This is a genomic window from Nocardia sp. NBC_01499 (assembly GCF_045040275.1).
Classification (GTDB): Bacteria; Actinomycetota; Actinomycetes; order Mycobacteriales; family Mycobacteriaceae; genus Nocardia.
In genome coordinates, this window is the sequence record NZ_CP109426.1 from 7,320,053 (window position 1) to 7,342,948 (window position 22,896).

Sequence of the window (22,896 nt, forward strand, 5' to 3'; positions counted from 1 at the left end):
CCTCGCCCTGTCAGGTCCAGGATAACGGCGGTCTGGTTAACGGACCGTGGTCCGGCAAAGATTGAGGATATGACAACTTCTTCCGAATCCACCACGACCGCTCAGTCGCTCAAGCCCGGCGCCTGGACCCTGGACACCGCGCACTCGTCGGTGGCCTTCACCGTTCGCCATCTCGGCATCTCCAAGGTGCGCGGCGGATTCACCCGGTTCGAGACCGAATTCGTGCTCGACGAGTCCGGTGCCGCCACCCTCGGCGCGACCATCCACCTCGACTCGTTCGACACCGGTAACGCCGACCGCGACGCGCACATCCGCACCGCGGACTTCCTCGATGTGGCGAACCGCCCGACGCTGACCTTCCGCGCCACCGAGCCCGCGCAGATCGCGGAGAACTTCGAGGTCGAGGGTGAGGCCACGCTCGGCGGCGTCACCAAGCCGGTCACCCTGGACGTCGAATGGGGCGGCGTGCAGGAACACGCTGCGACCGGAGAACGGCACGCCGGATTCTCCGCCACCGGCACCATCAAGCGCACCGACTTCGGCGTCGGCGGCCTGCTGCCCGGCATGCTGAGCGACAAGGTGAACATCGAGCTCGAGATCCAGCTCGTCGAGCCGAAGTAATACCGTCGCGCTGAGCGGGCCCGCACAACGGTGTGCGGGCCGCTGCTGTGTTCGCCGCGACGTCACTGTTCGCTGAGGGCGCAGGCAGGCGTCTGCCATCATGGCGTTGCCCTGCACTAGCCTTGGATCGACAGCACAGGACTCTTACGTTCGGAGGTTGGCCGTGGAGGTCAAGATCGGTATTTCGGATAGCCCGCGCGAGCTCTTGATCAATAGCTCGCAGACCCCGGAAGAGGTCGAGGCGCTGGTGTCCGGTGCGCTGAACGGCAGCGGCGGCGTCGTGTCCCTGACCGACGACAAGGGTCGCAAGTTCCTGATCCAGGCCTCGAAGGTCGCCTACGTCGAGATCGGCACCGTGACGAGCGGCCGCGTCGGCTTCGCGACTGTGTGAGTTTCCTCGGCCAAGGGCCGACAGCAACGAGCCCCTGCAACCATTGGATGCAGGGGCTCGCTTGGTTCTGAAACCTAGTCGATCGGGTGCAGCGGTACGTGCGACAGACCACCCCAGGCGAGGGAGACGGTCGTGTCGACGGCCTCCTCCTTCGGGATGGGCCGGTCGGCCTCCAGCCAGTAGCGCGCCGTGAACTGGCTCGCGCCGACCAGGCCGACCGCGAGGATCCGCGCCCGGTACGGGTCGAGGCCGGAATCGTGTGCCACCACATCGAATACCGCGTCGACACAGGCCTCGGTGGCCTGCTCGACCCGACGCTGCACCTGCGGCTCGCTGGTCAGGTCGGATTCGAAAACGAGTCGGAAGCCCTGCATCTCGTTGTCGACGAAATCGAAGTAGGCCTGCACGGCGGCGCGCACGCGCTGCCGGTTGTCGGTGGTCGACCGCAGTGCCTGTCGGACGCTGGACACCAGCATGTCCACATAGTTCTGCAGCACCGCTAGATACAGCTCCAGCTTGCTGGTGAAGTGCTGATAAAGCACCGGCTTGCTCACTCCGGCGCACTGCGAGATCTCGTCCATCCCCGCGGCGTGATATCCGCGCTGCACGAAGACCTCGCTGGCCGCCGCGAGTAGTTGCAGACGTCGCTCGTCACGCGGAAGCCGGGTGCCGCGTTTGGCGGGCTCGGACGACGATCTACGGGACGCCATCCGGTCCACGAGGTCAGTCATTTCGGCTCTCCCAGTTGATTCCCCGGCAAGGGGTAAGCACCGGGTATCCCAAGAACGATACTCGGTTGTTGCCCGCCCGCCGACCGGCCCCGGAGAACTGGTGGAACGCGGTGACAAATGTCGCACCCCTCGGCCGATGTGGCGTGCCCGACGGCGGCGCTTGCCCCCTGTGAGAACCTGGTGTTCGTGACTTTCCGCGCCGACCGACCCGGGGAGCGGGACGCCGACCCCCCGGTTACGTCCGGCGGCGGGCGCTATTCGCGCCGCCGTGCTGGCTCCGGCGCGCCCGGTTCCGTAGGGTCAGAACCCGTGGCAACGTCAGGCGCGCAAGCAAAGCCCGATTCGCCAGCACCACGGCGTGACCGCGACGGCGTCGAGATCTATGACCCGCTCGGCCTATACGACCAGCAGGACCGCTCCCATCAACCGCTGCGCGCCAGCTGGGATCCCACCGCGAGCACCGAGGGCAGGACCAGGGATCGTCCCGAGCGCAGCGTCAAAAAGCAAAGCGCCCTAGGACGTTTCGTCTCCACCTACGGTTGGCGCGCCTACGCGCTGCCGGTGCTGTTCGCCGTCACGGTATTGGTGGTCGTCGACGCGGTGCGCGGCTCCGACCCGGCGACCAATATCAGCGGCATGCCCGGTCTCGGGCACCTGAGTCCGCGCGGCACCATGAACAACGGCATCATCGGCGGACCGACCGGGGACGGCCACTTTCCCACCGACCTGCCGACCGGCGCACTGCCGGAGGGCGGCAGCTTCGCCGAAACCGGCACGGGCACTTGGCATGTGGTGCCTGGCTCGACCCCGCAGGTCGGTACCGGAACCGATTCGGTGTTCCGCTACACCGTGGAGATCGAGGACGGCGTCGACACCGCGGCGCTCGGCGGCGACGAGTCCGTGGCGAAGCTGATCGACACCACCCTGGCCAACCCGAAAAGCTGGACGCACGACCAGAAGTTTGCCTTTCGCCGAGTCGACCAGGGCGACACCGACTTCCGCGTCTCCCTCACCTCCCGCGAATCCAGCCGCAAGGCCTGCGGTTTCGAGATCCCGATCGACTCCTCCTGCTACAACGCCGACATCGGCAGGGTGGTGCTCTCCGAGGTCCGCTGGGTGCGCGGCGCGATCGCGTTCGAGGGCGATATCGGTTCCTACCGGCAGTACCAGATCAACCACGAGGTCGGCCACGCCATCGGCTACCACCAGCATCAGCCGTGCGAGATCGACGGCGGTCTCGCCCCGGTGATGATGCAGCAGACCTTCGGCACCAAGAACAACGACATCGCGACCCTCGAGCCCGACGGCGTCGTCCCGATGGACGGCAAGCGCTGCCGCTTCAACCCATGGCCGTACCCACGGGGTTGACGCGATAGCCGGTGCGCGACGATAGATCGGGAAGAACGGTCTGGTCGCGGGTGTTACACAACGAGATCGACCCATTCGATTCGAGGAGTCCTGGACGTGTCATCACCTAAGTCCCTGCCGCCACTGGTCGAGCCGGCCGCGGAGCTGACCAAGGACGAGGTCGCCCGCTACAGCCGCCACCTGATCATTCCCGATCTGGGTGTGGATGGGCAGAAGCGACTGAAAAACGCCAAGGTGCTCGTCATCGGTGCGGGCGGGCTCGGCTCGCCGGCGCTGCTGTATCTGGCCGCGGCGGGTGTCGGCACGCTCGGCATCGTCGAGTTCGACGAGGTGGACGCCTCGAATCTGCAGCGCCAGATCATCCACGGCGAGTCCGATATCGGCCGCCCGAAGGCCGACAGCGCGCGCGACTCGATCCTCGAGATCAACTCCGGTATCGACGTGCGGCTGCACAAGATCCGGCTGGAGCCGGACAACGCCGTCGAGCTGTTCGCCGACTACGACCTGATCGTCGACGGCACCGACAACTTCGCCACCCGCTACCTCGTCAACGACGCGGCGGTGCTGGCCGGTAAGCCCTACGTGTGGGGCTCGATCTACCGCTTCGAGGGCCAGGTCTCGGTCTTCTGGGAGGACGCGCCGGACGGGCGCGGCATCAACTACCGCGACCTCTACCCGGAGGCCCCGCCGCCGGGCATGGTGCCGTCCTGCGCCGAGGGTGGCGTGCTCGGCGTGCTGTGCGCGTCCATCGGCTCGGTGATGGTGACCGAGGCGATCAAGCTGATCACCGGCATCGGTGAGCCGCTGCTGGGCCGTCTGATGGTGTACGACGCACTGGACATGAACTACCGGACCATCAAGCTGCGCCGCGATCCGGAGCGTCAGCCGATCACCGAACTGATCGACTACGAGGCGTTCTGCGGTGTGGTGTCCGAGGAGGGCCAGGCCGCCGCGGCCGACTCGACGGTCACCGCGCGCGAGCTGAAGGATCTGCTCGACGCGGGCAAGGAGATCGAGCTGATCGACGTGCGCGAGCCCGTCGAGTGGGAGATCGTGCACATCGAGGGCGCGAAACTCATTCCCAAGGACCGCATCCTGTCCGGCGAGGCGCTCTCGGAGCTGCCGCAGAATCGTCCGATCGTGTTGCACTGCAAGACCGGTGTTCGTTCCGCGGAGGCGCTGGCCGCCCTCAAGCGCGCCGGTTTCTCCGACGCGACGCACCTGCAGGGCGGGGTCATCGCCTGGGCCCGCCAGATCGACCCGTCACTGCCGGTCTACTGATCGTCCGAAGTCCGCTGTGACCCCCGCCCAGGCGGCGGGGGTTGCGGTTCGGCGCGGCGTCCTGTACGGCGTCCATACCGGCGGTACGGTACGGCCGTGACTTCTGTGGAACCCCCCGAGCACGTGCGTGCCACGTTCGGTCTGCGCGAAGTTTCCCCGGTCACCTTGGGCGACTGGGAAGGTGGCTGGCGGTTCGGGGACGTGGTGCTCAGCCCGGTCGCCGATCACGCGCGTGCGGCGTGGTCGGCGAAGGTGCGCGAGACGCTGAAGGTGGACGGGCTGCGCCTGGCCCGGCCGGTGCGCGCGACCGACGGCCGCTACGTGGTCTCCGGCTGGCGTGCCGACACCTACCTGGAAGGCATTCCGGAACCGAGGCACGACGAAGTGGTTTCGGTGTCGCTGCGCCTGCATCAGGCGACGACGCAGCTAGAGCGGCCCCGATTCCTGGTCCAGCCGCCGGTGGCGCCGTGGGTCGACGTGGACGTGTTCGTGGCCGCCGACCGGGCCGCCTGGGAGGCGGTGCCGCTGCGCAGCCTGCGCGCGGGCGGCACACTGCCCTCGGCGGACTCGCCCGACGGCCAGCGAAGCATGGAGCTCATCGGCCAGTTGGCCACCCTGCGCAAACCGGTGCAGACGCCCGCGCAACTGGTGCACGGCGACCTGTTCGGGACGGTGCTGTTCGCCGGGACCTTCACGCCGGGTCTCACCGACATCACGCCGTACTGGCGGCCGGCGCCGTGGGCGGCCGGGGTGATCGTGGTCGACGCGCTGGCCTGGGGCGGTGCCGACGACGGCCTGCTGGAGCGCTGGCGCGATCTGCCGGAGTGGCCGCAGATGTTGTTGCGCGCGGTCATGTTCCGGCTCGCCGTGCATGCGCTGCATCCGCGCTCGACGCCGGAGGCATTCCCCGGGTTGGCGCGCACGGCGGACATGGTCCGCCTACTCCTGTAACGCGAGCATCGGCCGTCGAAAGCCTTGTGAATCAAGGACTCTCGACGACCGACCTGCGATATGCGTTGTACCGGTTACACCTTGGCGTAGGCCAGCGACGGCACCCGCTCGACCGCGAACGAGGACCGCAGGTAGTACCACCAGGTGACCGCGCCCATCAGCAGGAACGCCACGGCATAGCCCCAGAACGCGGGCGCCATCGTGTGATAGTGAATGTTGGACAGCCGCAACGCTTGTTGCAGCACCCAGCCGCCCGAGGCGCCGACCGCGCCGATCACGCCGATCGCCGCGCCGGCCTGCCGCCGGGCCGAGGCGGTCGACTCGGTGATGTCGAGGCCGTGCTCGGCGGCGTACTTCTTGGAGATCGCGCTGAAGATGGTCGGGATCATCCGGTAGGTCGAGCCGTTGCCGATGCCGGTCATCACGAACAGCACCAGGAACGAGATCAGATACAGCGGAAAGCTTTTCAGCTCCAGCGAGGCCATGATCAGCGCGACCGAGACCGCCATGCCGACGAACACCCACAGCGTGATCTTGGCGCCACCGATCTTGTCGGAGACCCAGCCGCCGAACGGACGGCTGAACGAACCGACGAACGCGCCGAGGAACGCGAGGTTGCCGATGGTGCTGATCCAGCCGATGTTGGCAAGGTCGGGGAAGTTGGCCTTGATCAGCGTCGGGAAGGCGAAGGAGAACCCGATGAACGAGCCGAAGGTGCCGACGTACAGCAGCGCCATCACCCAGGTGTGCTGGTTGGTCAGCGCGAGCCGGTAGGACTTACCGTCGGACTTGGCGCTGGCGATGCTGTCCATGTAGCGCAGCGCGCCGACGGCCGCCACGAGGATGAACGGGACCCACACCAGGATGGACAGCGTGATGCCGAAGCGGTAGCCCGACGGATCCTTGGCCGTGAGGAAGGTGCCGAGGGTGATCAGCAGGGGCAGCACCAGTTGCGTCTGTGCGACACCGAGATTGCCGCCCGCCGCGTTGATGCCGAGCGCCGCGCCCTTCTTGCCCTCCGGGTAGAAGAAGTTGATGTTGGACATCGACGAGGAGAAGTTGCCGCCGCCGACACCGGCGAGCGCGGCGAGGATCATGAAGACCCACATGGGCGTGCCGGGCTGGTTGATGAAGTACGCCAGCCCGAGCGTGGGAATGAGCAGCATCCCGGCGCTGAACACGGTGAAGGCCCGGCCGCCGAATTTCGGGATGGCGAAGGTGTACGGGATGCGCAGTGCGGCGCCGACAAGCGTCGGGGTCGAGGAGAGCAGCAGCGCGTTGCTCACCGCGGTCGGGTCGCCCTTGCCGAGCCCGGCCAGGAAGCCGAAGCCGGCCGCGCCCATGCTGGTGACAACGGTGCCCCAGATGACCCAGATGCTGAAGCCGAGGTTCTCGGCGAATACCGAGAACATCAGGTTCTTGCGCGCGGTTCGCGCGCCGCCGGACTCCCAGAATTTCTGGTTGTCCGGCTCCCAGTGCTCCAGCCAGCGTCCGCGCGTCTGGTGTTGGAAGGGCGGTGGGTCCGATGGAGCGTCAGTCGCGGTGTCCGACTCGGTGCCGGTGGCGGCTGCGATGGCAGTCATCGGCTTCCTCTCGTTTCGCACTCGACCGGCCCTCATCGCGGCCTGGCGCCGCCGGCGGAGTCGAGTTGCTTGGTAACGGTCGGTTCACAACGTAGGGGCCGGTTGTTGCGGCTCCGTGGCTTCGCGTGACGTTCCAGGCAATTCCGACTCACATGCGCGCCGGTCGGTAAGTGAGAGTTGCGTATTCGGCCTCCCTTCCGATGCGGTAGCGCCGTTAGAGCACCTCGGGGTATTCGGCGATGAGGGTGTTGAGGAAGCAGCTGGCGGCGGAGGCGGCCCGCTCGGGTTCGCCGTCGATCACGGCGTGTACCAATTCGGCGTGTGCCTCGGGGTAGGAGTCGTCGGACTTCAACGTCCGAGCCCGGATCACCTGCTCGATGATCGGCAGCAGCGAGTCGTAGAACTCGAGGTAAACCGCGTTGTGGCTGGCGACCACGATGGCGCGGTGCAGCTCGACGTCGGAGTCGATGGCGGCCGGGCTGTCGTTGTTGTACGCCTTGTCGCGATCGCCGAGTAGCTGCAGTAGGTTCGCGATGTCGGCGTCGTCGCGGCGGCGCGCGGCCAGCGCGGCGGCCGTGGTGTCGAGCGCGAGGCGTAGTTCGAGGACATCACGCTCTTCGGCGTCGGCGAAGTACTTGCCGAGAGTGCCGCCGAGGTCGGAGGAGGCGATCACATAGGTTCCCGAACCTTGGCGTCGCTCCAGCATCCCCGCGTGGACGAGGGCCTGGACGGCCTCGCGCACGGTGTTTCGACCCGTTCCGGTGAGCTCGGTCAGCTCCGGTTCGGTAGGGATGCGGGAGCCGATGGGCCAACGGCTGGAACGAATTTCGGCACGCAGCTGCTCGGTGACCTGGGCGATGAGGCTGGTGCGCCGGACTGGTTGCACCTGCATAGAGTACCGCTCATCACAAACCGTTGCCTCCTATCATCCGGTCATCCTATGATTTCGCAGTGACTGCAACCCTCCAGAAAACCCCGACCCCGCAGGAATCCGCGCAGGTAGGGCAGCGTCGGCGCGCGCTGACGGAGGGTCGTCTGCTCGTTCTGGCCGCCATCGTTATGTCCGCGCTTACCCTCCGGGTGGCGGTCACCGCGTTCAGCCCACTTGCCGAACGCATCGGTACGGATGTCGGCTATGGAACCGCGGTCGTCGGCGTCTTCGGCATGATCCCGACCGCGATGTTCGCGCTGTCCGGCCTGCTGACCCCGGTGCTCGTGCGCCGCCTCGGGCTAGAGCGCACCGCGCTGATCGCGATGTTGATGGCTGGCACCGGCCAGCTGGTCCGGGTGCTGCTGTCCGGCACCGCCGAACTCCTCATCTTCTCCGCGCTCGCGCTCGCCGGTATGGGCATCGGCAACGTGGTGATCCCGCCGCTGGTGAAGCGGTACTTCGCGGATCGCCTCGCGGTGGTCAGCTCGCTCTACATCATGATGGTGCAGCTCGGCACCGTGGTGCCCGCGTTCGTCGCGGTCCCGATCGCCGACGCGAACGGCTGGCGTTTCTCGCTTGGCCTGTGGTCGGTGCTCGGTTTCGCGGCCGTGCTGCCGTGGCTCGGCGTGCTGCGCGACCGGCGCGGCCGCGACCTGCAGGACACCACCGCGCTGCCGACCGACGCGCCGCGCGCGGGACGCGTCTGGCGTTCCCCGGTCGCCTGGGGCATGGCGGGCATGTTCGGCATGACGTCCTTGATCACCTACGCGATGTTCACCTGGTTGCCGAAGATCCTCAGCGACGCCGGGGCAAGCGCTGGATTCGGCGGCTCGATGCTCGGCCTGTTCGCGGTGGTCGGCCTGGCGGCGGCACTCAGCGCGCCGACGATTGTCACCCGATTCCGCAATCCCTTCCTCGTCGTGGTCGGCTGCGCGGTCTTCTTCGTCGCCGCCTTCGTCGGACTGATCGTCGCGCCGATGAGCGTGCCCATCCTGTGGGTAGTGCTGCTCGGCCTCGGCCCGAGCACCTTCCCGATGGCACTGACCCTGATCAACCTGCGCACCAACACCCCCGGTGGCTCGGCCGCCCTCTCCGGGTTCACCCAGGGCGTCGGCTACGCGGTCGCCTGCGTCGGACCGCTGCTGTTCGGCGTGCTGCATTCGGCGACCGACGGCTGGGTCGCGCCGTTCGCACTGCTCGGTGTCGCGGTACTGGTGTTGCTCGCAGGTGCCTGGCAGGCATGCAAGCCGCGCATGCTCGAAGACACCTGGAGCTGAGTCACTTTCAGTGCGCCCGAGTCATCGATCCGCGGCGGCGATGATCAGTTCGGCGATGGCCTCGGGTGCGCCGAGCATGGCGGCGTGGCCGGTGGCGACCTCGATGGTGGTTGCCTTCATCCGTTCGGCCATGAGCCGTTGTCCCGCAACGGGAATCATCTGATCGTGAGTAGCCAAGACGTAGTAGGCGGGCAGGCGCTGCCATGCGGGCGCCCCCATCGGCTCTAGCATCCCGGCGAGGGCGAGGGGTCGCTGGGTAGCGGCCAGCACCGCAGCGGCGTCCTGGTCGATATCGGGTGCGAAGACCTCGTGGAAGTGGTCGGCCAGGATGGTCAACTCGACCTGCGGCGGGCCATCGGCCGCGGCCTGCTCGGCGCCTGGTAGCGGTCGCACCGTGGTGACGTGCTCGGCTTGGCCCGCGAAGCGCTCGTCGAGTTCGCCAGCGGTCTCGCCTCGGTCCGGCGCGAACGCGGCAACGTAGACCAGGGCGGTGACCGTATCGGATTCGGTAGCGGCACTGGTGATCACGGCACCGCCGTAGGAATGGCCGACCAGCACAACGGGACCGGGCAGCGCGGCGAGGACCGCGCGCAGGGACTCGGCGTCGTGGTGCAGGCCGCGCAGCGGGTTCGCGGCGGCGAGCACCGGATAGCCGCGGGCGATCAGGATGCCTGCGACGTCGCGCCAGCTGCTGGTGGCATCGGCGAAGGCGCCGTGCACCAGAACGATGGTGGGCTTGCTCATGAGTGTGACCTTTCCGGGGTGCTAAGTTGACGGTGTCAACTTGTGGTTTCGATGAAAAACAACGGTGCAGAGTGGGGTGTTTGCGTATGGCGAGCTCGTCGGTCCGGCGGGAGCACTACCACCACGGTGACCTGCACAACGCCCTGGTGGCGGCTGCCGTTGCGCTCGCAAGGGACGGTGGTCCGCAGGCGGTGGTGCTACGCGAGGTCGCGCGGCAAGTCGGGGTATCGGCGACCTCCGCGTATCGGCATTTCGCCAACCACCTCGATCTGCTGGCCGCGGTCAAAGCCTATGCGCAGCAGGCACTTACCGCGGCCATGAGGGCCGAGCCGGTGCCCGACCACGTCGATGAGACAGCGCTCGGCGACCAGGGGCTGGTCCGGCTGCACGCCTTGGGGCGCGGGTATCTGCGGTTTGCCGAGACCGAGCCGGGCTGGTTCCGTGCCGCGTTCGATCAGCACACGCCGACCGCCGCGGGCTCGGAGTCCTTCCGTCTGCTGTCCGAGGCGCTGGACGAACTGGTGCGCAGCGGGCGCATGTCGGCCGCCCGGCGCCCCGGCGCGGAGCTCTCGGTGTGGGTCACGGTGCACGGCCTCGCCGAATTTCTGCTCGACGGTGGTCCGTTGAGCACGCTCGGAGAGGTCGAACGAGAGAACGCCATCACTAGGACCCAGCGCTTCATCACCGACGCGCTGATCGGTTGAGCCGCAGGCTGTTCGGTTCATCCGTGGCGTTGCTGACGTGCCGCGCGCCGCTCGGCGTTGCGGTCGTCGCGGGCCGCGCGCCGGGCGGCGCGCTCGTCCCGTTCGCTGTGATAGTCGGCCAGGCCGGTGATCACCAGGCGCCCCCAGGTGACCTGGCCGGTGATCCGCAGCCGAGGCATGCCGGGTTGCGGTCGCCGGCCGGGAGCCAGGTCGACGCCCGCGCCGGTGGCGCTGAGCCGATCGGTGTCCACCGCCCATTCGTCCGGCACGATCAGCACGATCTTGCCTGCCCGGCAGTCGACGCGGATCTCGACCTCGTCGTGCGCGCACGTGGCCGTGGTGAAGTCCAGCGTGATGGACCCCATCGTAGAGGTGGCGATGATCGAGGCGGGCACCTGCCAGGTGCCGGTCTTGGTCACCGCACCCCACGAACTGTTGACGGTCATGGGCTTCGGAGATGTCATGGCATGTCCTGTCTTTCGGATGAGCGAGGCATGGTCAGGCGCGGTCGGCCTGCGCGCGTTCGTAGACGCTGACGCGGTGGCGGCCGGTGCGGTCATAGAAGGCGGTGACGAGTAATCCGGCGGCGAGGCTTGCCACCAGCCACAGGGCGATGACGAGGACGCTGCCGATCACCGCGTCGCCGGTGACCGGAAAGATCAGGTCGCGGGCGGCATCGGTGGTGTGCCGCATCGGCAGGATCCGCCCGAGCCACCGGAACACCTCCGGCTGCAGCTCGGGTGGGTAGGCGCCGCCGGAGGACGGAACGCCGAACACCACAAGGACAATCGTGGCGACCAGCGCGCCCGGTGCGCCGAAGACGGCAAGCAGGACGAGCGGAAGCACACCGGCGGTGGCGACCGCGAGCATCGACAGACCCCACAGGCCGAGCGGATGTTCGGCGGGCATGCCGAACGCGAGCACCGCGACGGCCTCGATCACCGTGCCCGCGACCACCGCGCAGCCGACCATCAGCCCGGTCTTGGCCAGCAGTGTGTGCACCCGGTTGATCGGCAGCGGCGGGTGGGTGGCGCGCTTGTGCAGGAACTCTCGCGGCGTGAAACCGAGTACGCCGTCGACACCGGAGTGCAGCAGCTGAGCGAGCAGGAATCCGGTGAGGATCAGCACCAGGGTGTAGTAGAACGCGGCCATTCCGCCCGCGCTGTGCGCCGGGACCGGTCCGACCGGAGTGAGGGTGACCCGGATCGGGTCGGCCGCAAGCCCACCTGCCGCGAGCATGCCGGTCGGCGCCGAGGGATCCGCCGCGTGCGCCGAGGCGAGGCGCGCACCCAGCTCTTGGGACAGCCCCGCGAGCACGGCTTGGGCGATGCCGTTGGCGGTACCGCTGGCCGCGGGGCCGGCGATCGGATTGGTCAGCACAGTGACGCGGACCGCGTCGGGCTTGGCTCGCGGGTCGGTCAGTGCGCCGACGCGAGCGCTGAAGTCGGCTGGGATCACCACCGCGGCGTAGGCCGCGCCCGTGGTGAGCAGCTCGCGGGCCTGCGCCTCGTCGGTGACGGGCAGCCAGTGCGCCGACTCGTGGGCGCGACCGGTCAGGACCTCCTCGGTCAGCGCGGCGCCCAGGTGCTGAGTGCCGTCGCCCTGGTCGGTGTCGGCCCAGGCGATGGGCACCCGCTGGGTCGGCGTATCCGTGTCCAGTGCGCCGCCGAGGTATCCGACGGTCAGCACGATGGCAAGCAGTGCGCCGAACAGGGTGAATACCCAGATTTTCGGGCTACGCAGGAGTGCGGTGGCGTGCATATCGTTCGTCCTTTGGTCCGCTCGTCGAGCGTGTAGCTCGCAGGCACTCCGTCATGTTGACGACGTTAACTTAACCGGACATGTGAACGCCGTCAACATAAGGGCGCGTGACGCCCGCCATCTCTTGGTGACGTGCGGAAATCGGTGCGGCACGGCCGCGCAACATTTGCGCTCGGCTCACGTGGGTGATGTTCGCCGCGTGAGCAACCGTTGACGCTGCGGTCATCGCGCGCAGCATGGCGGCAATACCTGTTTCCTACCGTGGGGCCAACCGGATCTTGGGAGGCCCTTCTTGAGCACGTCGACGAATCACCGAGTCGAACCAGTTCTGCGCAAGACCGCGGTCGTCGTCGGCCACGGCATGGTCGGGCACCGGTTCGTCGAGGCGCTGCGCGCGCGGGACGAGGCGGGGCAGTGGCAGGTGGTCGTGCTGAGCGAGGAGCGGCTGCCCGCCTACGATCGCGTTGGCCTGTCCGGCTACGTGGGCGCCTGGGACACCACCGCGCTGGCCCTGCCCGGCAACGAGTACGCCGGTGACGCTCTGGTCGATCTAAGGCTCGGCCATCGCGCCGAGACGATCGACCGGGATGCCCGCAAGGTCACCACGTCGGCGGGCGACACCATCGGCTACGACGCGCTGGTGCTCGCCACCGGCTCGTACCCCTTCGTTCCCCCCGTACCCGGGCATGACCGGCCGGAGTGCTTCGTTTACCGCACCATCGACGATCTGGACGGCATCAGGGCGGCCGCCGAAGCCGCCGGGCCCGGTGCCGTCGGTGTCGTTGTCGGTGGCGGCCTGCTCGGTCTCGAGGCCGCGAATGCCCTTCGGCTGCTCGGTCTCACGCCACACGTGGTCGAGTTCAACCAGCGGCTGATGCCCGCCCAGGTGGACGAGGGCGGCGGCGCGATCCTGGAACGACTGGTCACCGATCTCGGCCTGCACGTGCACACCGGCGTCGGCACCGCTTCGATCGAGCAGGCCGACAACGGCATTCGAGTCAACCTGTCCGACGACTCGGTGATCGAGGCCTCGCTGGTCGTCTTCTCCGCGGGCGTTCGGCCGCGCGACCAGATCGCCCGCGACAGCGGCCTGGAGGTCGGCCCGCGCGGCGGCATCAGCACCGATCTCGGGTTGCGGACCTCGGATCCGAGCATCTGGGCCATCGGCGAATGCGCCGCGGTCGAGGGCACCTGCTACGGCCTGGTCGCGCCCGGCTACACCACCGCCGAGATTGTCGCCGACCGATTACTCGGTGGCGCAGGCGAATTCCCCGGCGCCGATATGTCGACCAAGCTCAAGCTGCTCGGTGTCGACGTGGCCAGCTTCGGCGACGCGCACGGCAGCACCGAGGGCGCGCTGTCGGTGGTGCTGCACGACGCCGCCAAGGGCACCTACGCGAAACTCGTTGTCTCCGATGACGCGCGGATCCTGCTCGGCGGCATCCTGGTCGGCGACGCCACCGCCTACGCCGCGCTGCGCCCGCTGGTCGGGCGTCCGCTGCCCGCCGAGCCCGCCGCGCTGATCTCGCCCGCCGGTGCGGAATTGGGCGCCGACGCGCTGCCAGACGACGCGCAGATCTGCTCCTGCAACAACGTCTCCAAGGGCGCGATCTGCGGCGCGATCGCCGACGGCGCGTGTGATATCGCGGGTATCAAGAAGTGCACGTCGGCCGGAACCTCCTGCGGCGGTTGCGTTCCCATGGTCAAGAAGCTGCTCGAGCAGTCCGGCGTCGAGATGTCCAAGGCGCTGTGTGAGCACTTCGGCCAGTCGCGCGTCGAGCTGTTCCAGATCGTCCAGGTCACCGGTATCCGCACCTTCTCCGGCCTGATCACCAAGTACGGCAAGGGAACCGGCTGCGATATCTGCAAGCCGACCGTCGCCTCCATCCTCGCCTCGACCTCCAGCGAACACATCCTCGACGGCGAACAGGCCGCGTTGCAGGACACCAACGACCACTTCCTGGCCAACCTGCAGAAGAACGGCACCTACTCGGTGGTGCCGCGGATGCCGGGCGGTGAGGTGACGGCCGACCAGCTCATCACCATCGGCCAAATCGCCAAGGAATTCGACCTTTACGTGAAGGTCACCGGCGGCCAGCGGATCGACCTGTTCGGCGCACGGGTGGAACAGCTGCCGCGGATCTGGCAGCGCCTCGTCGATGTCGGCATGGAATCCGGTCACGCGTACGGCAAGTCGCTGCGCACGGTGAAGAGCTGCGTCGGCTCCACCTGGTGCCGCTACGGCCAGCAGGACTCGGTCGCCATGGCCGTGCTGCTCGAAAAGCGTTACCGCGGACTGCGTTCCCCGCACAAGCTGAAGCTGGCGGTGTCCGGTTGCGCCCGCGAATGCGCCGAGGCGCGCGGTAAAGACGTCGGCGTGATCGCCACCGAACACGGCTGGAACCTGTATGTCGGTGGTAACGGCGGACTTTCGCCCAAGCACGCGGTGCTGCTCGCCGGTGACCTCGACGACGAGACGCTGATCAAGTACATCGACCGCTACCTGATGTTCTACGTCCGCACCGCCGACCGGCTGCAGCGCACCGCGCCGTGGCAGGAGGCACTCGACGGCGGGATCGACTACCTGAAGCAGGTCGTCTGCGCGGACAGCCTCGGCATCGCCGACGAGCTGGAGGCGTCGATGGCCGAGCATGTCGCCGGTTACCGTGACGAGTGGGCCGCGGTGCTGGAAGACGAGGAGAAGCTGTCGCGCTTCGTTTCCTTCGTCAATGCCCCGGATGAGACCGACGCCACAATCGCGTTCGACGAGACCGGAGAACGCAAGGTGCCGGTGCTGCTCGGTATGCCAGACATACCGGTCGCCACGCACGGGAAATGACGGCTTAACCCCCTAGAAACAGCTCGCCTGTACCAATGGGTAAGGCGTTTGGAGGATGACACCCATGACTGTGATCGATACCCCCGGCATTGCCGCGGTTACCGCCACCGGTTGGACGCAAGCGTGCAGGCTCGACTACCTGATCCCGGGCCGTGGCGTCGCGGTGTTGCTGAAGGGTGGCCGTCAGGCCGCCCTGTTCCTGCTGGCCGACGGCATGCTCTACGCCGTTGGCAATATCGATCCGATCGGTCGCGCCGCGGTCATGTCGCGCGGCATCGTCGGTGATCGCGGGGGCGTCCCCGTCGTCGCCTCGCCGTTGCTGAAGCAGGCGTTCTCCCTGGTCGACGGGCACTGCCTGGACGACGAATCGGCGCTGCTGCCGGTGTATGCGGTCCGTGTAGCCGACGGCATCGTTTCGATCTCCAACGAGCCGGTGGCTGCCGGGCCCGCTTCCTCGGACGGATGACCGCATGACCACCATGGACGCCGCGCCCTGCCTTGCCGGTTTCACCGTCGGCATCACGGCGGCCAGACGGGCCGACGAGTTCGCCACGCTGCTGCTGCGCCGTGGCGCCGACATCGTTTCGGCACCGGCCATCCGCATCATCCCGCTGGCCGACGACACCGAGCTGGAGCGGGTGACCCGCCAGCTCATCGTCGACCCGCCACGAATCACGGTGGCCACCACCGGAATCGGCTTCCGCGGCTGGATGGAGGCGGCCGAAGGCTGGGGCGTCGCGGAGGACCTGCGCGCGACGCTCGGGGCCACCAGGATGCTCGCGCGCGGCCCGAAAGCCAAGGGCGCCATCCGTGCCGCCGAATTGCGTGAGGAATGGTCACCCGCCTCCGAATCGTCGGCCGAGGTCCTCGATCACCTGCTCGCCGAGGGCGTGGAGGGGGTGCGGATCGCGGTGCAGCTGCACGGCGCCACCACCGAGTGGGAGCCGGTACCCGACTTCTGCGAGGTATTGCGTTGTGCCGGTGCGGATGTCGTGCCGGTGCCGGTGTATCGGTGGATGCCGCCGGAGGATCAGGGTCCGATGGACCAGCTGATCGAGGCCATCGTGACGTCCAACCTGGACTGCGTGACATTCACCAGCGCGCCCGCCGTCGCGTCGATGTTGATGCGCGCCAAGGAAACCGGACTGCTCGAGGGTGTGCTGCACGCGCTGCGCGGGCGGGTGCTCGCCGCCTGCGTCGGCCCGATCACCGCGGCGCCGCTGGAGGAGCTCGGTGTCGCGACGTCGATGCCGGGACGGGCCAGGCTCGGCGCGCTCGCCAGGCACGTCGCCGAGGAACTGCCGCGGCGGGCCAACCGGATCTACGCCGCGGGACACACACTCAGCGTGCGCGGCGGCTGCGTGGTGGTCGACGGCGAGGTGCGCCAGCTCGCGCCCGCGCCGATGGCACTGATGCGATCGCTGGCCCGCCAGCCGGGCCGGGTCGTGTCCAGGGAGAACCTGCTCGCCGCGCTGCCCGGCGGCGGTGACGACACGCACGCCGTCGAGACCGCGATCGCCCGGCTGCGCGCCGGACTCGGTGCGCCGAAGGCGATCCAGACGGTGGTCAAACGCGGCTACCGGTTGGCGCTGGACGCGGCCGAATGCATCGACAACAACCCGCGACCCGAGCCGGTGGGGCCGCAGGCGGTCGCGCCGACGCGGTACGTGCAGACGACGGGGACGTCATGACGGATCCCGCCCTAGTGCTGGTGGCGCACGGTACAAGGAGCACCCGTGGCGTCCAGCTGATCGCCGCGCTGGCCGAGGCGGTGGCCAGGGAGCTCGGCGTCGCGATTTCGGGGCGCGATGCCGAGCTACCCGGGACCGCGTCCACCTCGGCCGTGCGGACCGCTTTCGTCGACGTACTCGGTCCGTCACCCGCCGAGGTGCTGCGCGATTTACGCGATGCGGCGGGGGAATCCGTTCCCGCCGTGGTGGTTCCGGCGTTCCTCGCCTCCGGCTACCACGTGTACCAGGACGTCCCGCGAGAAGTGTCCGACAGTGGCCATTCGGCGGTGGCGGTCACCCCGGCCATGGGCCCGGACCCTGCGCTGGCGCGGATCATGACCATGCGCCTGCGCGCCGCAGGCTGGCGTCCCGGCGACGCGGTCGTCTTCGCCGCCGCCGGTTCCTCGGATCCCCGTGCCCGCCAGGACGTTCGCCGTGCCGCCGCCATGCTCACCGAGCGTCTCGGCAGCCCGGTCCACCTCGGCTGCATCGCTACCGGAACGCCTCGAATCTCGGAAGTCGTTGCTGCCCTGCGTGATTCCGGTTCCGAACGTGTCTTCATCGCGTCATACCTTCTGGCGCACGGCCTGTTTCAGCAACGCTTACACGAGGCGGGTGCCGACGGCGTCGCCGAGCCGATCGGCGTGCATCCCGCGGTGGTCCGGCTCATCGCCGACCGCTACCGCGCCGCCGCGCGGGACCTGGTGCGGGCGCGCGTCGTCTGAGCGGACGAGCCGCGTGCCGGATGACGTCAGGGACGCCTTCGCCGAGGCGCATCTGATCACGTAGCGCGAGGTATGCCCGGACTGCTTATCTCGCCGGGGTGCGGTCGAAGCAATCGGCTCGGCTCCGGCTATATGCGCTGACAGCTGCGTCAGCACGCGCCGATTGTGCTGGAATAACGGCGGGTTCGAGTGTGAATGCCGTAAGTTTGCCGGAGAACGATTCAGCGGTGGCTTCCGAATACCAGGGAGGCGTGTTGACCGGAGCCGACGATGCCGTGTCCGGCGACCGCACGGACGCAACGGCACAGTCGATGTATCCACTGTCGACGGCGCAGCTGCGCTGGTGGGTGGCCCAGCAACTGCATCCGGCGGTGCCGATCACGGTCGCGATGTATCTGGACCTGTCCGGCCCGCTCGACGTCGGCCTGATGTCGCGGTGCGCCCGCCGCGCGGCTCGTGAACTCCAGTCGCCGAACCTGCGATTCCGCCTCGTCGACGGATATCCGCACCAGTATGTCGACGCCGCGGCGGAGCTGCCGATACGGTTCGCGGATCTGACCGACGAGGCGGACCCGATCGCCGCTGCGCAGGATCAGATGGAACGCGATTATGGTTCGCCGCTCGACCCACTCACCGATGAGCTCACCGTCGCGACGGTGTTCCGGGTGGCGCCGGACCATCACCTGCTGTACCTGCGCAGTCATCACATAGTCGTCGATGGCGTTGGCGCTGCGGCGGTGCTGCGTCGCACGGGCGAGCTGTACCGTGCGGAAGTCGTTGGGGGACAAGTGATCGGCATGGCGCCGCCGGTCGGCCGCGAGTCGGGCAGTGGCCATCGCCGCCCCACCGCGCGGGTGCTGTGGCGCTCGGCGGACTCCCTCTCCGACAGCGAATCAGGCAGTGCGGCAGTGGGTTCGACCCGCACCATGGCTGCCGTCAGCACGATGGTGAATGACACTGCGACCAAGCAGAATTCGGTGGCAGTGCCCGATGTCGCCCCATCGAAGACGATCCGGGCGTTGACGGTGCCGGAGCTGCTGGAAGACGAACGCGCATACCAGGATTCGCCCAGCGCCGCGACCGACCGCGACTACTGGCACAACCAACTCCAAACGCTCGCCGAACCACTCGGACTGGCCGGACGCCCCGCCGCACCCGAGCCACGACCGCACCGGGTGACCGGGACGGTGGATGCCGCGACGGCGGAACTGCTCGCCGCCGCCCGCGCCCGCCACGGCGCGACCTTCCCCGAGCTGGCCGTCACCGCATTCGCCTGCTACCTGGCCCGGATGACGGGCCGCGGCGAAGTCACGTTGACCTTGCCGGTCACCGCGCGTCCCACCGCGGCACTGCGCCGCTCGGCCGGCTCGATGTCGAATGTGGTGCCGCTGCGGCTGACCGGCCTCGATACCGGCACCGTCGGCGCGGCCATCGCGCAGGTGCGGTCGCGGGTGATCGGCGCGCTGCGTCATCAGCGGTATCGGTACGAGGACATGCAGCGCGATCGCGGGCAGCATCAGGTGGTGCGCGGCGGCTTCGGGCCGGTTGTCAACGTGCTCGGCTTCACCGAGCCGTTCGGCCTCGGCGCACTGACCGGGCAGGTGCGCCTGCTCTGTCTCGGCCCGGTCGAGGACATCCTGGTCAACGGTTACCAGGCCGGTCCCGACGACCGCTCCATCAGCATCGACTTCCACGCCAATCCGGCCCGCTACCGGCACGATATGGTCGCCTGGCAGCACCGCATGTTCCTCGACTACTTCGCCAACTTCCTCGCCGCCGAATCCGAGTGCCCGATACCGGCTTTGGATCTCACGCCGCCCGCGCCGGTAGTCGCGGATCCCGCGGGCCCGATCCGGGTGCTGCCGGACCTGCTGCGCGCGGATCTGGTGCCGGACGCCGTCGCGGTGCGAGACGGCGACCGCGCCATGACCTATCGCGAGCTGGACGAGGCGTCGTCTCGATGGGCCCGCGAACTGATGGCGGGCGGTGCAAGGCCCGGCGAGTTCGTTGTGGTCGCCATTGCGCGATCGCTCGAATCGGTGCTCGCGCTGTGGGCGGTCGCCAAGGCCGGAGCGTGTTTCGTGCCGGTCGATCCGAACGACCCCGCCGATCGGATCGCCACCGTGATAGCGGATTCCGGAGCGCGACAGGGGTTTACCGTTACCACGGTGCGGGACCTCCTGCCGTGCGACACCGCATTCGCGACTCAGGAGGCCGAGCCCATCCCCGCCGGGGACGGTAGGCAGCAGGCGACCACGCGACGGACCGACGGCGCGGTCGGCAAGACCGCGGGCAGGTGCGGCATCCATTGGCTGATGCTCGACGATGCCAGGACGGTCGCGGAAGTCGATCGCCGAGCGAGCGTGCCGATCGATGACGACGAACGGCCGCGGTCGCTGCGGCCGGATCACCCCGCCTACTTGATCTACACCTCGGGCACCACCGGAGCGCCGAAGGGCGTGCTGGTCACCCATCGCGGGCTCGGATCGCTGACCGACTACATCACCGAACACTATGGGGTCGACCGGGATTCGACCCTCCTGCACGCGCACGCGCCCTCGTTCGACGCGCATCTGCTCGAACTGCTCGCCTGCTTCGCGGCGGGCGCCCGACTGGTGGTCGAGCCGCCGTCGGTGGTCGCGGGCGATACGCTGGCGCGGCTGATCGCGGACAGCGGCAGCACCCATTTCCTCACCACGCCCGCGGTTCTCGCCACCCTGACGCCCACCGATCTGCCCGGCCTGCGGGCCGTCGTGGTCGGCGGCGAGGCCTGTCCGGTGGAGCTGGTGCGCGCGTGGGCGCCGCACGTCCGCCTGTTCAATGGCTACGGGCCGACCGAAACCACCGTCATGGCAACGCAAACCGCGCCAATGGTGCCCGGCGAACCCATCACGATCGGCGCCGCGCTGCCGGGAGTGCTTGCGGTGGTGTTCGATTCGCGGTTGATTCAGGTGCCGCCTGGTGCCAGGGGCGAGCTGTACCTCGGCGGTCTCGGCGTCGCCGACGGCTATCTCCGTAATCCGGCGGGCACCGCCGTCCGGTTCATCGCCGACCCGTTCGGCATCGGACAACGGCTGTATCGCACCGGCGATCTGGTCAGTGCGGGCCCGGACGGCGCCTTCGAATTCCTCGGCCGGGTGGACGGACAGGTCGAAGTGCGCGGGCGGCGCATCGAACCGGGCGAGATCGAGTCGGCATTGCGCCGGGCGCCGGGGGTCGCGCACGCGGTGGTGACGGTCGCCGATGCCGGGCGACCGGAGGCCCGCCTGGTCGGTTATGTGGTTGCGGCAGCGGGAACTCGGTTAGATCCCGCAGCGACGCTGCGCGGATTGCGCGCCACCTTGCCCGCGGCACTGGTCCCGTCCGCGCTGATCGAACTCGACCGACTGCCGGTGTCTGGCAACGGCAAGCTCGATCGCGCCGCCCTACCCGCTCCAGTGGTGGCGCCGCGTCCCTACCGGGCACCCGAGACCACGGCGCAGCGGCTTGTCGCCGAGCACATCGGTAAGGCAACGGGGCAGCCGCGCGTCGGCCTCGATGACGACTTCTTCGAGCTCGGCGGGAATTCCCTGCTGGGCGTTGCGGTCTCGGCCGAGCTGACCGCCGCGACCGACGTGCCGGTGACGGTGCGCTGGCTCTACACGACGCCGACCGTCGAGGCGCTGGCGGAACGCATCACCGGCCACGACGGCGCGGACAACACCGCCGACGACGCCCTCGGCGTCCTGCTCACGCTGCGCCGCAGGGGAACTCGACCACCGCTGTTCTGCGTCCACTCCGCCGTCCCGCTGGCCTGGTGCTACGCGGGACTGGCCCGCTACATCACCGACCGCCCGGTGTACGGCCTGCAAGCGCCGACGCTGACCGGTCAGGATCGATCGATCGGCACCATCGACGACCTCGCCGACAGCTACGTCGACGCGATGCTCCGCGTCCAGCCGGACGGGCCGTACCACCTGCTCGGCTGGTCCCTCGGCGGCCAGATCGCGCACGCGATCGCCGTGCGGCTGCGTGCCCGCGGCGCCTCGGTCGCCGCGCTCGCCATGCTGGACAGTGTCGTCTTCCCCGATGGCGCGGATCCGCCGCCGGTGCCGCGGATGCGAGATCTGTTGACCCACTTGCTCGGTGACGAACCCGCCGACGCCGACACCGCGCCGGAGCTGACGGCGGCCGAGGCCGCCGCCGAATTGGCCGGTGCGGGTGCGTCATTCGGCACCGGCCTGTCGGTGACCCAGCTCGAGCGGCTGCACCGCGGCTACGTGAACGGCGTCGCCCTCTCGCACAACCACCGCCCCGGCGTCTTCGACGGTGACTTGCTGTACTTTTCGGCAACGCGTGGCATGACCGAACTGTTCGGCGCCGAGCTGTGGCGCCCGTTCGTCACCGGCGACCTCATCGAACACCCGGTGGCGGCCACCCATGCCCAGCTCACCAACGCGGCCGTCGTCGGCGTGATCGGTCCGATCCTGGCCAGGCATCTCGAGCGCATCGCCGTGCCCGCCGCGGCGCGGAGCGCACCGTGACCGCGTCCACCGCGCGCAGGCACGTCGGTGCGCGCACCGGGTTCGAGTGGTGCAATGTGTATGACGATCCGGGGGAGTGGGCGCGGCGGAACCCGAACGCCGCCAACCTGATTCGCTACATCGACGACCACTTGGTGCACCCGCATCCGCGACTGGGCCGAGACGGCCCGGTGTGTCCCTTTGTCCGCCACACGATGACGCACCACAGCCTGTGGGCGGCTGTCGTTCCAGGTAACGACGTCACCGTCGACACCATGACCGCGGCGGTGGACGATGCCTTCGAGATCCACCGCGGCCTGCGCACCGATACCCGAATGTTGGCCTCCATCACCATCTTTCCCGACCTCACCCACTACGAACTGCTCGACGCCGTGCACCTGGCCGGCAAGACCGCCGTGGTGGAGCAGGGGTTGATGCTCGGCCAGTTCTATCCGGGCTGCGGCGTATCCGGCCTGTGGAACAAGGACTTTCGCCCGCTCGACGCCCCGCTGCCGATGCTGGTGATCCGGAAGATGATGAACACCGACTTCCCCTTCCTGGTCGGGCGAACGGAATGGTTGTACGCGTACCTGACCCAGGTCGCACCCGACCTGCCTCGGCGCCTGCGCTGGTCGATTGCTGAGCGACTGCGAATATCCGATGTCACCGACGACGCCATCACCGACCTGCGCGTTCATTCGTTCGGCGAACACGCCCGCTGAATGCCGGATGTCCCGGCACCGCTGATAGATACTCG

The 22,896-nt window shown here is 68.5% G+C and carries 19 protein-coding genes; 13 read left to right on the plus strand and 6 right to left on the minus strand.

Going from position 1 to position 22,896, the window contains the following annotated elements:
- Positions 1 to 69: 69 nt before the first annotated feature.
- Both OG203_RS33590 and OG203_RS33595 read left to right on the plus strand, forming a co-directional pair.
- Positions 70 to 621, plus strand: a complete 552-nt coding sequence (locus tag OG203_RS33590) for a YceI family protein (RefSeq protein ID WP_405161234.1) — start codon at positions 70 to 72, stop codon at positions 619 to 621.
- A gap of 163 nt (positions 622 to 784) precedes the next feature.
- Positions 785 to 1,012, plus strand: coding sequence for a DUF3107 domain-containing protein (locus tag OG203_RS33595; protein ID WP_040738278.1), 228 nt, complete (start codon positions 785 to 787; stop codon positions 1,010 to 1,012).
- A 74-nt stretch (positions 1,013 to 1,086) separates the two neighbouring features.
- Here the strand turns inward: OG203_RS33595 and OG203_RS33600 are convergent, their stop codons facing one another.
- The gene (locus OG203_RS33600; RefSeq protein WP_040738234.1) at positions 1,087 to 1,743 is read right to left on the minus strand and encodes a TetR/AcrR family transcriptional regulator; all 657 of its coding nucleotides are present in this window, start codon (positions 1,741 to 1,743) and stop codon (positions 1,087 to 1,089) included.
- 309 nt (positions 1,744 to 2,052) lie between these two features.
- Between OG203_RS33600 and OG203_RS33605 the strand changes: the two genes are divergently transcribed.
- The 3 genes from OG203_RS33605 (at position 2,053) to OG203_RS33615 (ending at position 5,343) form a co-directional block, all read left to right on the plus strand.
- The gene (locus OG203_RS33605; RefSeq protein WP_405161235.1) at positions 2,053 to 3,111 is read left to right on the plus strand and encodes a DUF3152 domain-containing protein; all 1,059 of its coding nucleotides are present in this window, start codon (positions 2,053 to 2,055) and stop codon (positions 3,109 to 3,111) included.
- Positions 3,112 to 3,207: 96 nt separating this feature from the next.
- Positions 3,208 to 4,392 carry an adenylyltransferase/sulfurtransferase MoeZ gene (gene moeZ, locus OG203_RS33610; RefSeq protein ID WP_405161236.1) on the plus strand — a complete coding sequence of 395 codons (1,185 nt, stop codon included), beginning with the start codon at positions 3,208 to 3,210 and terminating at the stop codon, positions 4,390 to 4,392.
- A 96-nt stretch (positions 4,393 to 4,488) separates the two neighbouring features.
- Positions 4,489 to 5,343, plus strand: a complete 855-nt coding sequence (locus OG203_RS33615) for a TIGR02569 family protein (protein WP_405161237.1) — start codon at positions 4,489 to 4,491, stop codon at positions 5,341 to 5,343.
- Positions 5,344 to 5,417: 74 nt separating this feature from the next.
- Here the strand turns inward: OG203_RS33615 and OG203_RS33620 are convergent, their stop codons facing one another.
- Together OG203_RS33620 and OG203_RS33625 are read right to left on the minus strand one after the other, a co-directional pair.
- Complete coding sequence (locus OG203_RS33620) at positions 5,418 to 6,926, minus strand: MFS transporter (protein WP_405161238.1); 1,509 nt, start codon at positions 6,924 to 6,926, stop codon at positions 5,418 to 5,420.
- A gap of 214 nt (positions 6,927 to 7,140) precedes the next feature.
- Positions 7,141 to 7,812, minus strand: a complete 672-nt coding sequence (locus tag OG203_RS33625) for a FadR/GntR family transcriptional regulator (protein ID WP_405168094.1) — start codon at positions 7,810 to 7,812, stop codon at positions 7,141 to 7,143.
- A 65-nt stretch (positions 7,813 to 7,877) separates the two neighbouring features.
- Here OG203_RS33625 and OG203_RS33630 point away from each other — a divergent pair, with 65 nt between their 5' ends.
- Positions 7,878 to 9,134 carry a CynX/NimT family MFS transporter gene (locus OG203_RS33630; RefSeq protein WP_405161239.1) on the plus strand — a complete coding sequence of 419 codons (1,257 nt, stop codon included), beginning with the start codon at positions 7,878 to 7,880 and terminating at the stop codon, positions 9,132 to 9,134.
- Between the two features lie 21 nt (positions 9,135 to 9,155).
- On the opposite strand, the gene OG203_RS33635 is transcribed toward OG203_RS33630, so the two are convergent.
- Entirely contained in the window at positions 9,156 to 9,878 is a 723-nt protein-coding gene (locus OG203_RS33635; RefSeq protein WP_405161240.1) for an alpha/beta fold hydrolase, read from the minus strand.
- Between the two features lie 86 nt (positions 9,879 to 9,964).
- Here OG203_RS33635 and OG203_RS33640 point away from each other — a divergent pair, with 86 nt between their 5' ends.
- Complete coding sequence (locus OG203_RS33640) at positions 9,965 to 10,582, plus strand: WHG domain-containing protein (RefSeq protein ID WP_405161241.1); 618 nt, start codon at positions 9,965 to 9,967, stop codon at positions 10,580 to 10,582.
- A 17-nt stretch (positions 10,583 to 10,599) separates the two neighbouring features.
- On the opposite strand, the gene OG203_RS33645 is transcribed toward OG203_RS33640, so the two are convergent.
- Together OG203_RS33645 and OG203_RS33650 are read right to left on the minus strand one after the other, a co-directional pair.
- Positions 10,600 to 11,046 carry a hypothetical protein gene (locus OG203_RS33645; RefSeq protein WP_405161242.1) on the minus strand — a complete coding sequence of 149 codons (447 nt, stop codon included), beginning with the start codon at positions 11,044 to 11,046 and terminating at the stop codon, positions 10,600 to 10,602.
- Between the two features lie 34 nt (positions 11,047 to 11,080).
- The gene (locus OG203_RS33650; protein WP_405161243.1) at positions 11,081 to 12,343 is read right to left on the minus strand and encodes a YhgE/Pip domain-containing protein; all 1,263 of its coding nucleotides are present in this window, start codon (positions 12,341 to 12,343) and stop codon (positions 11,081 to 11,083) included.
- Between the two features lie 328 nt (positions 12,344 to 12,671).
- Here OG203_RS33650 and nirB point away from each other — a divergent pair, with 328 nt between their 5' ends.
- The 6 genes from nirB to OG203_RS33680 all read left to right on the plus strand — a co-directional run bounded on the left by nirB (position 12,672) and on the right by OG203_RS33680 (position 22,861).
- A complete protein-coding gene (nirB, locus tag OG203_RS33655) occupies positions 12,672 to 15,182 on the plus strand; it encodes a nitrite reductase large subunit NirB (RefSeq protein WP_405168095.1) in 2,511 nt (836 codons plus the stop codon).
- A gap of 64 nt (positions 15,183 to 15,246) precedes the next feature.
- Entirely contained in the window at positions 15,247 to 15,648 is a 402-nt protein-coding gene (gene nirD, locus OG203_RS33660; RefSeq protein WP_405161244.1) for a nitrite reductase small subunit NirD, read from the plus strand.
- 4 nt (positions 15,649 to 15,652) lie between these two features.
- A complete protein-coding gene (locus OG203_RS33665; RefSeq protein WP_405161245.1) occupies positions 15,653 to 16,873 on the plus strand; it encodes a uroporphyrinogen-III synthase in 1,221 nt (406 codons plus the stop codon).
- On the plus strand, positions 16,870 to 17,637 hold the full coding sequence (locus OG203_RS33670; protein ID WP_405161246.1) for a sirohydrochlorin chelatase: 768 nt from the start codon (positions 16,870 to 16,872) through the stop codon (positions 17,635 to 17,637). Before OG203_RS33665 ends, OG203_RS33670 begins: the two co-directional genes overlap by 4 nt.
- A gap of 227 nt (positions 17,638 to 17,864) precedes the next feature.
- On the plus strand, positions 17,865 to 22,160 hold the full coding sequence (locus OG203_RS33675) for an amino acid adenylation domain-containing protein (protein ID WP_405161247.1): 4,296 nt from the start codon (positions 17,865 to 17,867) through the stop codon (positions 22,158 to 22,160).
- The gene (locus OG203_RS33680; protein WP_405161248.1) at positions 22,157 to 22,861 is read left to right on the plus strand and encodes a DUF6875 domain-containing protein; all 705 of its coding nucleotides are present in this window, start codon (positions 22,157 to 22,159) and stop codon (positions 22,859 to 22,861) included. Before OG203_RS33675 ends, OG203_RS33680 begins: the two co-directional genes overlap by 4 nt.
- Positions 22,862 to 22,896 lie beyond the last annotated feature (35 nt).

Excerpts from the sequence above, each read along its gene's own strand:
- OG203_RS33665 (WP_405161245.1), top strand. The coding sequence starts at position 15,653 with ATGACCACCATGGACGCCGCGCCCTGCCTTGCCGGTTTCACCGTCGGC.
- OG203_RS33670 (WP_405161246.1), top strand. The coding sequence starts at position 16,870 with ATGACGGATCCCGCCCTAGTGCTGGTGGCGCACGGTACAAGGAGCACC.
- OG203_RS33640 (WP_405161241.1), top strand. The coding sequence starts at position 9,965 with ATGGCGAGCTCGTCGGTCCGGCGGGAGCACTACCACCACGGTGACCTG.
- OG203_RS33650 (WP_405161243.1), bottom strand. The coding sequence starts at position 12,343 with ATGCACGCCACCGCACTCCTGCGTAGCCCGAAAATCTGGGTATTCACC.
- OG203_RS33600 (WP_040738234.1), bottom strand. The coding sequence starts at position 1,743 with ATGACTGACCTCGTGGACCGGATGGCGTCCCGTAGATCGTCGTCCGAG.
- OG203_RS33620 (WP_405161238.1), bottom strand. The coding sequence starts at position 6,926 with ATGACTGCCATCGCAGCCGCCACCGGCACCGAGTCGGACACCGCGACT.
- OG203_RS33645 (WP_405161242.1), bottom strand. The coding sequence starts at position 11,046 with ATGACATCTCCGAAGCCCATGACCGTCAACAGTTCGTGGGGTGCGGTG.
- OG203_RS33590 (WP_405161234.1), top strand. The coding sequence starts at position 70 with ATGACAACTTCTTCCGAATCCACCACGACCGCTCAGTCGCTCAAGCCC.
- nirD (WP_405161244.1), top strand. The coding sequence starts at position 15,247 with ATGACTGTGATCGATACCCCCGGCATTGCCGCGGTTACCGCCACCGGT.
- OG203_RS33635 (WP_405161240.1), bottom strand. The coding sequence starts at position 9,878 with ATGAGCAAGCCCACCATCGTTCTGGTGCACGGCGCCTTCGCCGATGCC.